12 protein-coding genes and 1 riboswitch are annotated in these 12727 nt (G+C 51.2%); of the genes, 7 read left to right on the top strand and 5 right to left on the bottom strand.

From position 1 onward, the window contains the following. Positions 1 to 39 precede the first annotated feature (39 nt). Both phoR and phoB read right to left on the bottom strand, forming a co-directional pair. A complete protein-coding gene (gene phoR, locus BCM14_RS08860; RefSeq protein WP_106227650.1) occupies positions 40 to 1377 on the bottom strand; it encodes a phosphate regulon sensor histidine kinase PhoR in 1338 nt (445 codons plus the stop codon). A gap of 30 nt (positions 1378 to 1407) precedes the next feature. Beyond that, entirely contained in the window at positions 1408 to 2106 is a 699-nt protein-coding gene (gene phoB / locus BCM14_RS08855) for a phosphate regulon transcriptional regulator PhoB (RefSeq protein ID WP_106227649.1), read from the bottom strand. Positions 2107 to 2290: 184 nt separating this feature from the next. Here phoB and ubiE point away from each other — a divergent pair, with 184 nt between their 5' ends. The 6 genes from ubiE to rfaE2 all read left to right on the top strand — a co-directional run bounded on the left by ubiE (position 2291) and on the right by rfaE2 (position 7957). After that, positions 2291 to 3031, top strand: a complete 741-nt coding sequence (gene ubiE / locus BCM14_RS08850; protein WP_106227648.1) for a bifunctional demethylmenaquinone methyltransferase/2-methoxy-6-polyprenyl-1,4-benzoquinol methylase UbiE — start codon at positions 2291 to 2293, stop codon at positions 3029 to 3031. Positions 3032 to 3133: 102 nt separating this feature from the next. Further along, a complete protein-coding gene (locus tag BCM14_RS08845; RefSeq protein WP_106227647.1) occupies positions 3134 to 4165 on the top strand; it encodes a Tim44 domain-containing protein in 1032 nt (343 codons plus the stop codon). Positions 4166 to 4292: 127 nt separating this feature from the next. Further along, positions 4293 to 4946, top strand: coding sequence for a ubiquinone biosynthesis accessory factor UbiJ (locus tag BCM14_RS08840; RefSeq protein ID WP_259673513.1), 654 nt, complete (start codon positions 4293 to 4295; stop codon positions 4944 to 4946). Further along, a complete protein-coding gene (ubiB, locus tag BCM14_RS08835) occupies positions 4943 to 6505 on the top strand; it encodes a ubiquinone biosynthesis regulatory protein kinase UbiB (protein ID WP_106227645.1) in 1563 nt (520 codons plus the stop codon). Before BCM14_RS08840 ends, ubiB begins: the two co-directional genes overlap by 4 nt. 79 nt (positions 6506 to 6584) lie before the next feature. After that, on the top strand, positions 6585 to 7451 hold the full coding sequence (locus BCM14_RS08830; RefSeq protein ID WP_106227644.1) for a ferritin family protein: 867 nt from the start codon (positions 6585 to 6587) through the stop codon (positions 7449 to 7451). Positions 7452 to 7471: 20 nt separating this feature from the next. Next, positions 7472 to 7957 carry a D-glycero-beta-D-manno-heptose 1-phosphate adenylyltransferase gene (gene rfaE2 / locus BCM14_RS08825; protein WP_106227643.1) on the top strand — a complete coding sequence of 162 codons (486 nt, stop codon included), beginning with the start codon at positions 7472 to 7474 and terminating at the stop codon, positions 7955 to 7957. Between the two features lie 29 nt (positions 7958 to 7986). Here the strand turns inward: rfaE2 and BCM14_RS08820 are convergent, their stop codons facing one another. Genes BCM14_RS08820 through BCM14_RS08810 form a run of 3 tightly spaced genes read right to left on the bottom strand, consistent with a single transcriptional unit; the run spans position 7987 to position 10362 of the window. Then, complete coding sequence (locus BCM14_RS08820; RefSeq protein WP_106227642.1) at positions 7987 to 8667, bottom strand: protein-L-isoaspartate O-methyltransferase family protein; 681 nt, start codon at positions 8665 to 8667, stop codon at positions 7987 to 7989. Positions 8668 to 8717: 50 nt separating this feature from the next. After that, the gene (gene thiD, locus BCM14_RS08815; RefSeq protein ID WP_106227641.1) at positions 8718 to 9536 is read right to left on the bottom strand and encodes a bifunctional hydroxymethylpyrimidine kinase/phosphomethylpyrimidine kinase; all 819 of its coding nucleotides are present in this window, start codon (positions 9534 to 9536) and stop codon (positions 8718 to 8720) included. A gap of 25 nt (positions 9537 to 9561) precedes the next feature. After that, complete coding sequence (locus BCM14_RS08810) at positions 9562 to 10362, bottom strand: thiazole synthase (RefSeq protein WP_259673525.1); 801 nt, start codon at positions 10360 to 10362, stop codon at positions 9562 to 9564. Between the two features lie 104 nt (positions 10363 to 10466). Next, a riboswitch (cobalamin riboswitch) is annotated at positions 10467 to 10688 on the top strand. 69 nt (positions 10689 to 10757) lie between these two features. Between BCM14_RS08810 and BCM14_RS08805 the strand changes: the two genes are divergently transcribed. Beyond that, positions 10758 to 12695: a TonB-dependent receptor domain-containing protein gene (locus BCM14_RS08805; RefSeq protein ID WP_106227640.1), complete on the top strand. Its 1938-nt coding sequence runs from the start codon at positions 10758 to 10760 to the stop codon at positions 12693 to 12695. Positions 12696 to 12727 lie beyond the last annotated feature (32 nt).

Genomic DNA, 12727 nt, shown 5'->3' with positions numbered 1-12727 from the left:
GAGTGGTTGAAGCGATATCTCGGAAGTTTATCCTTTTTGTCAGGAGGCTGAAACCGTTTCCTCGCTTGCCTTGCTTGTGTCGGTGCTGACAAGTCTTTCTGGCGGAAAAATCAGACTGAAGGTGCTGCCTTGCCCAAGTTTGCTTTGGATATCGAGAGCAGTTTCATGGCGCAGGGCGATATGTTTTGCAATCGCGAGACCCAAACCCGTACCCCCCACTTCTCTGGATCGACCACGATCCACTCGATAGAAGCGTTCACTCAAACGCGGGATATGTTCGGACGCGATGCCAATGCCGTTGTCTATTACGCTAAATTTTGCGCCGCCATCGATTTCGGGCGCCCAGCGGATTTTTATTAGACCATCAGCCGGCGTGTAGCGAACCGCATTGGTCATCAGATTCAATAAGGCCGACGCCAGTTCTGCCCGGTCGCCATAAACATGCAAGTCAGGTGTGATGTCCCACTCGAGTCGATGGCGCTTCGCAGACAGTGCCTCGATTTGTTGGCGTTCTTGCTCGATCAGCGCATCCATATCCACCTTCGCGAACGCCGCGCTTGGTGAGGTCTCAATGTTGGATAGTGTCAAAAGGTCTGATACCAGCGCTTCCATACGCTGAGCCTGCTGATACATCATATTGAAGTACTGCTCGCGCTGTTCAGCCGTCAGCGCGTCGGCGGGGGCATCCTTTAACGTTTCGACAAAACCTGTCAGGACGGTGAGGGGAGTTCTGAGCTCATGCGATACATTGGCAACGAAATCTTTTCGCGTCGTTTCAAGTTTTTCAATTTGAGTGAGATCACGGGCAATCAGTAAATACTGGTCTCGCAAGTATTTAACCAGTCTGAGCATGATGCTGTGACTTTGGCCACCCCGAGTAATTTTTACAATCGCTGGTTCTGCCCACTCATGCGCATTGGCATAGGACGCAAACGCGGGTGATCGCAATAAATTAAGCAAACTATGTCCGCGATCCTGCTGCAACCTCAAATGCAGAAGCGCCTCAGCAGTCTGGTTAGCCCACGTAATTTGAAAATCTTTGTCCATCGTAACGATCCCGATGGGCAAGGCTTGGGCAGCAGCCATGATGGCATCGTTGGTCTCATATGCTTCGCTTAGCGCAGAATCGTGCGATTTTCTTTCTGTGTGAATGTCCAGGCTGAGTGATTCGAAGGGGCCTAAGTGACTGGGACGCTCACCATTCGACTCCTTTATCCAGAGCTCAAGCCGTTTTTTGTACTTGGCGTTTGACGCCAACGCCAGGCCACAGCTCAAGGTAAGCACCCACCAGCCCAGCGATAGCTGCCAGAGGTATTGAGTGAGCTCTGCCAGTCCCGAAAAAAACGCGACCACGATCAAGTGATAAGGCCATCTCATGGTGTCATTGTCGCGTCACTGATTGGTTTGTTATACCCGCGAGACCTGGGTGGTAAAGCGATAACCACTGCCTCGCACGGTTTCGACATGAATGTCGTGCCCAGTTGGCTCTAGTGCCTTGCGCAAACGGCGAATATGCACATCAACGGTTCGTTCTTCAACAAACACGTGATCACCCCAAACTTGATCCAATAATTGGCCGCGCGAGAAAACGCGTTCTTGGTGTGTCATGAAGAAATGCAGCAGCCGGAATTCGGTGGGGCCGATATTCAGCGGTTGCCCGCCACCGGCCAGGCGATGGGATACTGGGTCTAAACGCAAGCCGCCCGCTTCAATTAAATCATCTGTCAATTGCGGCGCGCGACGACGAAGGACAGCTTTGATCCTGGCCATCAGTTCTTTCGGCGAAAATGGCTTGGTGATGTAGTCATCCGCACCTGCTTCCAGACCGTCCACTTTATCCTGCTCAGATCCTTTGGCCGTCAACATGATGACAGGGACCATCTTGGTTCGATCTTCATTGCGTAATTTGCGTGCGAGGGCGAGTCCCGATGCACCGGGCAGCATCCAGTCGAGCAAAATCAGATCGGGTAATTCAGCGCCGATGAGCGTTTCAGCCTGGGGCGCATCAAATGCCCTCAAGACCTTATGGCCCGCGAATGACAGATTGACGGCGATCAGTTCCTGAATGGCGGGCTCGTCTTCTACGACTAAGATGGTGCTAGACATGGGTTTTCTGCTCGAATTTCGGGGTTAAGTGTCAACAGCATGTCGATAGTATGGCTATTATGTGACATGTTTATGACATTGAGTTGGTTCGCAAGGTTATTAACAGGGCTTTTGCGAATGGCAACCTGCGATAATAGGTACTTAACTTCTAGCCAAACTGCCCAAATTAGCCAAATCACAGCTCATGCCTGAACATCAAACTCATTTCGGTTACCAAACCGTAGACGAATCCGAAAAAGCACGCAAAGTGGCCAAGGTTTTTCATTCGGTTGCTCAGCGCTACGACGTCATGAACGATCTCATGTCAGCTGGTTTGCATCGGGTCTGGAAAGCCTTTACGGTTGCTCGTGCAGGGATTCGGCCCGGTATGAAGGTGCTCGACATTGCAGGTGGTACCGGTGATCTCGCGCGCGCCTTTGCAAAGGCGGCAGGGCCAACAGGCGAAGTCTGGTTGACTGACATTAACGATTCAATGTTGAGTGTGGGGCGAGATCGCCTGACTGACGAAGGTGTACTTTTACCTGTCGCGGTGTGCGATGCCGAAAAACTGCCTTTCCCAGACGGATACTTCGATTGCGTCAGCGTAGCGTTTGGTCTTCGCAATATGACGCATAAAGAGGTAGCGTTAGCAGAGATGGCTCGAGTCTTGGCACCGGGCGGTAAGTTGCTGGTGCTCGAGTTCTCACAGGTGGCGAAACCGTTAGCGCCGCTTTATGACTGGTATTCGTTCAAGGTTTTACCGTGGCTCGGCGAAAAAGTAGCCAAAGACAGTGAGAGCTATCGCTATTTAGCTGAATCGATTCGTATGCATCCTGATCAACAAACGCTCAAAGCGATGCTTGAGCAAGCCGGGTTGAGTCGGGTCAATTACTTCAACTTGTCTGCAGGCTTAACGGCTCTGCATGAAGGTATCAAGCTATCCTAAGCGTTGCTTTGGAGTTCGTACTTCCTCTTGCAAATATGTTCAGCTTGCTGTAAGGTTGCTTCGTATGCGCAGCTTTGCGCCTGCACACAGACGGAGGTTTTAATGTTTTCTGCCTTACTGAACAGGTTCTATAAATGGTCTGCCCGCTACCTCGTCGTAGCGTCGATCGCTACTGCCGGATTGAGTTTGGTGTTTGCCCCGGCTCTGTCCGATGCGGCTCGCCTTGGCGGTGGTAAGAGCGTTGGTACCCAGTCTTCAGGTGCCATGAAAGGTACAGCACCGACGATGACGCAAAAAAGTGCGACCCCCAGCTCGGCTGCGCCCGCTGGCGCGCCTCCTTCAAGCGCAGCTGCGCCAAGGTCCGGCGCATCGAGATTTCTTGGCCCCTTGGCAGGTATTGCTGCCGGCCTGGGCATCGGTATGCTGATGTCTCATCTTGGCTTCGGTGGTGCAATGGGTGAGATCCTCACGCTGGTCATCTTTGCCGCGCTCGCTTTCTTTGTCCTGCGCTTGGTCATGCGGCTATTCTTAGGCAGGGGTCAATCTGCGCAAACCCAGTCAGCGTCCGTATTGGCTAACGCCTATCCGCAAGCAGCTGCGCCAGTACCGCAGCAAGCGGCTCAGCAAATCCCACAGCAAATGTGGCGCCAGGCAGACGCCTCCGCTTCAGGCTCCTCCGGCACTTCGGTCGCTACATCATCTGGCGTGGCAAACGGATCACCGATGGCAGAAAACAGTGAGCCAAAGTGGTTTATCCCAGCAGACTTTGACACTCAGTCATTCATCCAAGAAGCAAAAAAACATTTTGTCGCCATCCAGAAGATCTGGGACTCTGGCGATGTCACGCAATTGCACCAGTTCCTGACTGATGATCTGATCAAAGCGCTACAAGGGCAGTTTGACGGTAGGCAAGGTGTCAATGAAACCGAGGTGGTGATGCTCAACGCTGAGTTGCTTGGCATGGAGAAGGTCACTGATGGTCACCTCGCCAGCGTTCGTTTTTCAGGCATGCTCAGAGAGAAACCACAAACCGAAGCCTTCCGCTTCGAAGAAATATGGAATCTCTATAAGTCAGAACAGGGCGGTTGGATGCTTGCTGGGATTCAGCAGATACCCGTAGAACTGGCGAGTTAAAACTTACCGTCCCAGTACTCGTGTGAGGGGTAAGGGTTAAGCGCAAGATAAAGTGACCGGTAAACCGTTAAACTGAGGGTTTTTACGTACTGTGTCACTTGTTTTGACTCTTCACTCGAAACCCAATTTGTTCGATCCATTCGCTAGCTGGGATGGTCGACGTGTTCAATTGCTGGCGCAGGGTGTCAATCGCCTGACTCTGCAGCAGCCGTGGGCGGCAGACTTGCTTGCTCAGCACGCGGGCAAGACGTTTCAAATTACGTGGCTTTATTCAGAGATGGCACTTGCAATCACCGATGGTGGGCAATTGGTGCCGGCCACGCAAGTGATGGACCCGGATGTAGTGGTCCATATCCCCGAGACACTCGCTGGCATTGCCTTAAAAAAAATACTGGCCCCCAAGCAGGATATGCAAGCAAACCTCAAGGTATCGGGCGATGCTGCTTTGGCGCAAACACTTTCTACCCTCGCTCGCGATCTGCGACCTGATTTTGAGGACGCGCTGGCGAAACAAGTCGGCGATATTCCCGCGTCGCGTATTTTCAGCGGTTTGCGTGGGGCAGCCGCAGCACTCAGGTCAGGTTTTCAAAATACCCAACAAAATGTTGCCGAATACCTTGTCTATGAAACCAAAACGCTGGCTGATAAAGAGTCCTATTTGACGTTTCGTCACGCAGTGAACAGTTTGACGCTTAAGCTAGATAAACTCTCTGAAAACCAATCGGGGCTTGAGGGACGAGCCAGGCAGCTAAGTAGCCTGAAAGACAGGCCCGCACGATGATGTCATGGACGCGGTTGCTCCGTATTATTCTCATTGCTTACCGATATCGGCTAGATGATCTTGTCTTGTCTGGCATTAGTCATCCCTTTGCTGCGGTTCTGCTCAAGTTGCTGCGGTTCGGTAAACGACCCAAAATGCCAAGAGGTATGCGCCTGCGACTTGCGCTCCAGAGTTTGGGTCCCGTATTCGTAAAATTCGGTCAAGTCTTATCCACAAGAAGAGACCTCATCCCGCCAGATATCGCGGATGAACTTGCCCTTTTGCAGGATCAGGTTGAGCCGTTTCCCTCAGATCAGGCCGCAGCAGTCATCGAGTTGGCCCTCGGCGCGTCACCGCATCAGTTATTTGCACACTTCGAAAAAGACCCGATTGCGTCAGCCTCTGTCGCGCAGGTCCACTTCGCTACCTTGCACGATGGGCGACAAGTCGCAGTGAAGGTTTTGCGCCCAGGCATGCGTGAAGTCATCGAACAAGATTTATCCCTGATGCGGGCGCTTGCAAACTTGGTCGAAAGACTGTTGGTCGACGGCAAGCGCTTGAAGCCACGAGAGGTGGTGGGCGAGTTTGACAAGCATCTGCATGATGAACTCGACCTCTTGCGCGAGGCTTCTAACTGCAGCCAATTAAGACGAAATTTTGCTCCCGGCACTGAAAAAGGCGACATTCTCTGGGTGCCGGAAGTGTTTTGGGATTATTGCGCGACAACGGTCTTCACCATGGAACGCATGTATGGGTTGCCGATTAGCCAAGTCGATCGCCTGCGCGAAGCGGGTGTGGACATTGCAAAGTTAGCGCAAACCGGGGTCGAAATATTTTTTACCCAAGTGTTCAGTGATGGCTTTTTTCATGCAGACATGCATCCAGGTAACATCTTTGTATCCAACAGACCCGAGACCTTAGGCCGCTATATCGCACTCGATTTCGGTATTGTGGGTTCACTATCCGAGTTCGACAAAAACTACCTGGCGCAAAATTTTCTGGCTTTCTTTCAGCGAGACTACCGCCGCGTCGCGAGATTACATATTGAATCAGGTTGGGTTCCTGAGAACACCCGCGAAGAGGAGCTCGAGGCGGCCGTTCGCGCCGTCTGCGAGCCCTATTTCGACAGACCATTAGCTGAGATTTCGCTCGGGCAGGTGTTGCTAAGACTTTTTCAGATGTCGCGCCGGTTTCATGTGCAAATACAGCCACAATTAGTGTTATTGCAAAAAACCTTGTTAAATGTAGAGGGATTGGGTCGCGAGCTGGATCCGCAGTTAGACTTATGGATGACAGCAAAGCCCTACCTTGAGCGCTGGATGCACGAGCGCATGGGGTTCAAGGGTTTTCGAAACAAGATGGCTAAAGAGGCAACGCAGTGGGCACAATTAACGCCCGAGTTTCCTCGCTTGCTTCATCAGCGCTTAAGTCAAAGGGACGTGTCTGCAGATATTTTGCACGAATTGAGATTAAATCGGCAGGCGCGCGAGCGAGGCAATAAGCTGCTTCTCGCACTGGGATTTCTGATCTTGACGGGTTTTGTATCCGCAGTCTGGTGGTATTTTTACGGGCAGATTTGAAGGTTTTATGGTTTTGTCATCAATTTGACGTGACCGTCTGCTATTAATGGTGGATTTTGTAATTTAAAGGCAAGAAATTATGCTTTACGCAGAGCTTTTTAGGTCAATGGAATCTGTACGCTGGAACATGGAATCCGATATTCCCTGGGACGATTTCGACCGCAGTAAGCTCACGGATGAGCAAGCGCAAACCATCAAAATGAATGCGATTACAGAGTGGGCAGCTTTGCCCGCGACGGAAATGTTTTTGCGTGACAACAAAGACGATAGCGACTTCTCAGCCTTTATGTCTGTCTGGTTCTTCGAAGAGCAAAAACATTCACTGGTGCTGATGGAATACCTGCGACGCTTTGCACCTGATTTGTTGCCCACTGAAGAAGAGTTGCACAAGGTGCGGTTCGAATTTGATCCAGCGCCACCACTTGAGACCTTGATGCTTCATTTTTGCGGTGAAGTCAGATTAAATCACTGGTACCGCTGTGCTTCCGATTGGCACACTGAGCCCGTGATCAAGGCAATTTACAAAGTTATTGCGCAAGACGAAGCTCGTCATGCTGGAGCCTACTTGCGTTACATGAAAAGGGCGTTGACCCAACGTGGTCAAGAGATTGGTTCGCAAGCGCGCATGGCCTTCACTAAAATTGGTGTGTTAATGGCGTCAGCGCATCGCACCCCTCAGGCATTGCACCCTACCAATTTGCATGTCAATAAAGACATGTTTCCTGACGACACCGTGCAATCAAAATTACCCGAGCCAGGCTGGTTAGAAAGATGGTTAGATAATCAGATCGTTTTTGACAAAGAGTGGGAAGTGAAAGTTAGCACCCGCATTTTGCATAACTTATCCCTATTAATGGATGGGTCATTCAAAACGGTACAGGATTTGAATCGTTACCGCAAAGAGTTAATGAGAGCTGCGCCAGCTTTGCAGCCAACAAGTGCTTAAACGGCGGCTTTGTTAAAGATATGGCAGCTAGATTTGAGAGCAAAATCCTGTCGATTGGCGACTGTGCCGCAGCCATAGCGGCGCGCAACTGGCCAAGTCCGATTGTCTTTACTAACGGCGTGTTTGATATTCTTCACCGGGGGCACGTCACCTACCTTGACGAAGCGTCACAATTAGGTGGCTCGTTAATTGTTGCAGTTAACTCGGATGCGTCAGCCAGACGACTGGGCAAAGGGCCAGACAGGCCTTTAAACAACGAACACGACAGAGCAGCGCTCTTAGCTGCCCTCAGCTGTGTCACAGCGGTCATCGTGTTCGAAGAGGATACGCCTGTTGAAGTAATTGGGCACTTGCGCCCAGACGTGATTGTTAAAGGTGGCGATTACGCTATGCAGACGCTGCCTGAAACTCGCCTGGTTGAGTCGTGGGGCGGTAAAGCCGTCGCCATTCCCTTCGAATTCAATCGCTCAACCACCGCTTTGGTGCAAAAAATCCGTTCGAACTAAACAAGCTGCAGCTTATTGTCGACAAAGGTTTAGAACTTAAAGCGTGAGACGACCGGGCCAGTCAAGGGCTTGATTACTGTCTCAAACAGCGAAACAGTTTCGAAGCTGGCTGCCGTAATGCGTGTGACACGATACGCGGTCATCACTGGTTGCGTACCGACAATCACGACCATGCACCCACCAACCCGTAACTGATACTTGAGACCGTCTGGGACGGACGGTAAAGAGCCCGTCACGAGAATGGCGTCGTATTCTGTTGTACCCCAACCATTACTTGCGTCGCCAGTTTCGACTTTTACGTTATCGATATGATTTTGACGTAAATTATCCTGCGCAAAGGCGACCAGTCTGGGATCGATCTCGACAGAGGTGACTTCGCGAGCGAGATGCGCAAGGAGTGCCGCTTGATAGCCTGAGCCAGTGCCAATCTCAAGTACGCAGTCGTCAGGTTTCAAAAATAGCGCACCGGCCAGCTTTGCCTCGAGCTTTGGCGCGAGCATGGTTTGATGGGTGTCTACCGACTGGACGATGAGCGGGATTTCAAGATCAGAAAAGGCCAAAGCCCGATGCACGGTTGGGACAAACAACTCACGGCGCACAGCGAACAGGGCGTCCAGCACTTTTGCGTCGTAAACATCCCAGGGACGGATCTGCTGTTCGACCATATTGAAGCGGGCGCGTTCGATATCAGGTATTGAAGAAGCTTTCATCAAAAATCCATGCAGTAGCAAAAATAACTATCAGATTGTAATAGGGGTTTTCACCAAAAATGATGAAAATGATGAAGCGGCCCGTGACCGGTACCTACCTCAAGCTTGGCTGAGGCAACAATCGCCGCAACAAGATAGGTTTTTGCTTGTTGAGCAGCTTCTGGCACATCGGGTATTTTCGGTAATAGTGCTGCCAACGCGGCAGACAAAGTGCAGCCAGTCCCGTGGGTGTTGCGCGTTTGAATTCTATGCCCGGGCAGCTCGATCATCTTGTCGCCGTCGTGCAAAATATCAATCGTTTCATCCCCCGGCAAATGCCCACCTTTGAGCAACACCCAGCGATGGCCGTTGTGGCTCATCATATTTCTAAGACGTTCAGCCACGCGACGCATGTCGCGCACCGACTCGACTTGACGCTGGCCAAGCAGTACCCCGGCCTCGGGCAGATTTGGCGTCACCACCGTTGCCTGCGACAGTAGATACTCTCTTAAGCTTGAAATCGCATTTTGCTCAAGCAGCAAGTCGCCGCTTTTGGCGACCATGACAGGGTCGAGAACAATGTGGACGGGTTTCCAGTGGGCCAGGCGTTCACCCACTACTTCAATCGTTTTGCTCTGCCCGAGCATCCCAATTTTGACGGCATCGATACGGACATCATCAAAAAGTGTATCGATCTGAGCTTGAATGAAGTCTGGATTGACGATCGATATATCAGACACTCTGTGAGTATTTTGCGCCGTCAGTGCAGCCACCACGGCGCAGGCATAGGCCCCAAGTGCGCTCATGGTTTTGACATCGGCCAAAATGCCCGCCCCGCCACTTGGATCCATGCCGGCAATCGTTAAGGTGTTGGGTATTTGCGTTGTCATAGTGAGGGGTGGTTTAACGTGTCATTTAACCGGCAGTTGTGCCAATCATGCCGCTGGTCGGAGAGCTTGGCGCAGCTTGATACGTCTTGCGTGGCACCCGGCCAGCCAGAAACGCCTCGCGACCCGCTTGCACTGCCTTCTTCATCGCGCTCGCCATCAAAACAGGATGCTGGGCACCAGCGATTGCCGTGTTCATCAAAACGCCATCACAGCCGAGCTCCATTGCAATCGCGGCATCCGAAGCGGTACCAACGCCAGCATCGACCAATACGGGCACACGTGCCTGATCGATAATCAGTTTGAGGTTCCAGGGGTTCAGTATCCCCATGCCAGAACCAATTAACGACGCCAGCGGCATCACCGCTACACAACCAATGTCCTCAAGCATGCGGCACTGAATTGGATCGTCAGTGCAGTAAACCATCACTTCGAACCCTTCTGCCACCAAGGTTTTAGCCGCAGCAAGCGTCTCAGGCATATTAGGAAACAAGGTGTGTGGATCGCCCAATACTTCGAGCTTTACCAGCTTGTGATCGTCGAGTAACTCTCGTGCTAAGCGCAAAGTGCGCACCGCCTCACCGGCGCTGTAGCAGCCAGCGGTATTAGGCAGCATCGTGTAGCGATTGGGCGGCACGTAATCAAGCAAATTGGGTTCGCCAGCCGTCTGACCAATGTTCGTACGACGGATTGCGACCGTAATGATCTCTGCCCCACTGGTTTCAATGGCTTGTTGAGTTTCAACAAAATCCTTGTATTTACCTGTGCCCACGAGCAACCGAGACTGATAGGTTTTGCCAGCAATAACCAGCGGGTCTGACATGGTCATCTCAATCCATCCAATCATCTGTTCAGGGGGTGTAACTAAAAAAACCGCGGTTTTTAGCCGGTGACCCATTGTAATCGCCATCGGTTAACCCGAGGTCGGCTGTGCTATCGTACAAGGGTTGATAGTGCTCGTCTTTTTGTTCAGAAAAGACAGTTAAACGGGAAACTGGCGTTCTTTCAGAGCCACCATACTGTCCCCGCAACGGTAAGTGAGCGCATCCGCTAAACAGGATGCAGGGATTTGTAAAACCATTGGGCTGCAACGCCTGAGAAGGTACAAATTTTAGTCTCACTAGTCCGGATACCGGCTTCAACGGGTGGAATATTCAAAAGAATATTCTTATTCATCCCGCCAACGGGGAGAGTTGGCGAGAGAACTTTATTGGAATCATCGTAATGTCTTACGACAACCTTTTGCGCCCTGTTCAAGCTGGGGGCGTGTCAGTTATTGCTTGTTCAATTGTCTTGTTTTGTGGCGCATCGTATGCGCAACAAAACACGTCTCAGCGGGAGCCAGAGCTCCTCAACCCTATCATCGTGACTGCAACGATTGAGCCCACACCGGCCAATGACGTGCTTGCCGATCACGTGTACGTTGGGCCAGAGCAAATCGAACGGGCTGGGCAGAGCAGCTTACCCGAGTTGCTGCAGCAGCAGCGCGGTGTGCAGATTACTTCTTATGGTGGTGCAGGCAACGTATCGAGTGTCTATCTGAGAGGCACAAACAATAATCAGGCGTTGGTGTTGATTGATGGCGTTCGCAGCGAGTCCTCAAGCCTTGGGGGTGCAGTATGGAGCAGCATCCCCATGTCGCTGATCGATCATATCGAGATCGTGTTCGGACCTCAAAGTACGTTTTATGGCGCAGATGCTTTAGGCGGCGTGATTCAGATCTTTACTAAACGAGGCGATGGCCCGATGCAATTTAATGCGTCAACTGGCTATGGTTCTTATGGCACCAGTATCAGCAGTGTTAGCCTGTCGGGGTCGACGGAAGGCGAACATAAAACTCGTTATGCGGTTGGCATCAACTACGAAACATCGAGTGGCTTTAATACTGTTGCGGCCAATAACTATTGCAGCGCTGCCAATGCTGCTGCCAATTATTGCGCACCAGGCTATCCCACCTCAGCGACAGGCTACACCCGTACAGGTGCTGCCGGTCAGTTCTCACAAGATTGGGGTGTGGGTCAAGAATTGGGTTTGAAGTTCTTTGCAACAAGGACTGCCAACAAGTACCCAGGGTATGACTACAACTATGCTTTGCCTGAAATCGATACTCAAGTAGGGGGTAATTACAGCGCCGCGCTGTATTCGAAAAATCAAATCACCAACACGTGGTCAAGTCTGCTTCAGGTTTCTCAGGCTAATACGCCGGGTCAAAATCTGACTACCTACACCGCTGATCCAATCAGTACGCCAGAGACTGACGTATTGTGGCAAAACAACATCAAGTTTGGTTCAGATGTTGCTCAGGTGTTAGCAGAGCATCGGATTCAGAATGTCTCTGCTACCTACTCGGGCACGACGAGTGTGAATCAAAGTCGCACCATCGATTCGATCGCTGCGTCGTATCAATTAAACCGTGGATCTCATGTCGCCACGGCGGCTTTGCGCAATGATTCGATGTCAGGCTATGGTAATCAAACGACAGGTAGTGTCGCCTATGGCTACTTTATTACTGAGGAGTTGAGAGCAAATATTAACTATGGCACGGGGTTTCGTGCGCCCACTTTCAACGATTTGTATTACCCAGGCTACGGTAACGCCGACTTGAAGCCCGAGACGAATCAGAATTTTGAGCTCGGTCTGCACTACGAAACCAAGCTATACGGTTTACATTTGGTTGGCTACGATAACAAAATCGATAATTTGATTATTGCCATGCCTTGTCAAAACGCGTCGAGTGGCTATTGTCCGACCAACTTTGCGAAGACTGAAATCAGTGGTGTATCGGTGGGGGCGAACGCAGTGTTCGATAAATTAACCGTGCGTGGTTCATTCGACGTCATGAATCCCTTGAATGTCTTGACTAACTTGCAACTGCCACAGCGTGCTAATAACGTCTTTAACTTGGGTGCTGATTACAGAACCGGTCCGTTTGACTTCGGTTCGACCTTGACGTGGTCTGGCGTGCGCTACGCAGATTCGGCCAATACCCAGACCTTGTCAGGCTATGCGCTGATCAATTTATATGCGAGCTACGATATTGATAAGAGTTGGACCATGTTCTTGAAATGGAACAATATTTTGAATGCTCAATATCAATTCATCTCTGGTTACAACCCGCCAGGCTCGAACGTGTTCGTAGGCATGAGATATGTGCTTCATTGATGAGTTGATTGACAGCGCTTCGACAGGCGGGC

Origin of the sequence: Jezberella montanilacus (genome assembly GCF_003003055.1) — a bacterium.
Lineage (GTDB): Bacteria > Pseudomonadota > Gammaproteobacteria > Burkholderiales > Burkholderiaceae_B > Zwartia > Zwartia montanilacus.
Note: the sequence above shows the minus strand (reverse complement) of the source record. Positions and strands in the feature narration are given on the sequence as shown.